The organism is Bacteroides sp. RTP31139st1_H2_RTP31139_211217 (assembly GCF_040227615.1).
Lineage (GTDB): Bacteria > Bacteroidota > Bacteroidia > Bacteroidales > Bacteroidaceae > Bacteroides > Bacteroides uniformis.
The window spans coordinates 1-469 of record NZ_JBCNZM010000315.1 but is presented as its reverse complement, the minus strand read 5'-3'; the positions used below and the strand labels follow the sequence as shown (position 1 = coordinate 469).

General features: G+C 51.4%; 1 protein-coding gene and 1 pseudogene. One reads left to right on the top strand and one right to left on the bottom strand.

What is annotated here, in order from left to right; translation table 11 throughout:
* A pseudogene (locus tag ABUA47_RS24470) lies at positions 1 to 196 on the top strand (tRNA lysidine(34) synthetase TilS C-terminal domain-containing protein); the annotation flags it as partial.
* 3 nt (positions 197 to 199) lie between these two features.
* On the opposite strand, the gene ABUA47_RS24465 reads toward ABUA47_RS24470, so the two are convergent.
* On the bottom strand, positions 200 to 469 hold a 270-nt coding region (locus ABUA47_RS24465; RefSeq protein WP_349832255.1), incomplete at its 5' end, for a 4Fe-4S binding protein.

Below are 469 nucleotides of genomic sequence, written 5' to 3'. Positions count from 1 at the left end.
CTTCGGCATGAAAGGCCGGAAGAAGGTAAGCGACTACCTGACCGACCGCAAGTTCTCCCTTCTGCGCAAAGAACGGCAATGGGTGCTTTGCTGCGGAGATGACATCATCTGGCTGGTGGGAGAACGGGTGGACAACCGTTTCAGAATAGACGAAAAAACCCGGAAAGTGTTGGTCGTATCAACCATCGACCAGTAGCCATCACAGAATGATTCTGTCCTCCTTCTGTTTCTTGAAGCAATCGGAAAGCAATACGGCAAACGGCGTGTCATACGTGCGCGCCTTCTGCGGACAGCCTTTCACACAAGCACAACATTTGATGCATTTCTCTGCAACCGTATTGCACTCGTCTCCTTTTATAATGGCTCCTGCAGTACAATGCTTCACGCAATATCCGCAATGCGTACAACGTTCCGCATCCACTTGCGGAGTACGGGGCATAGGCACCCCACTCTTACGCAACTTGACGAC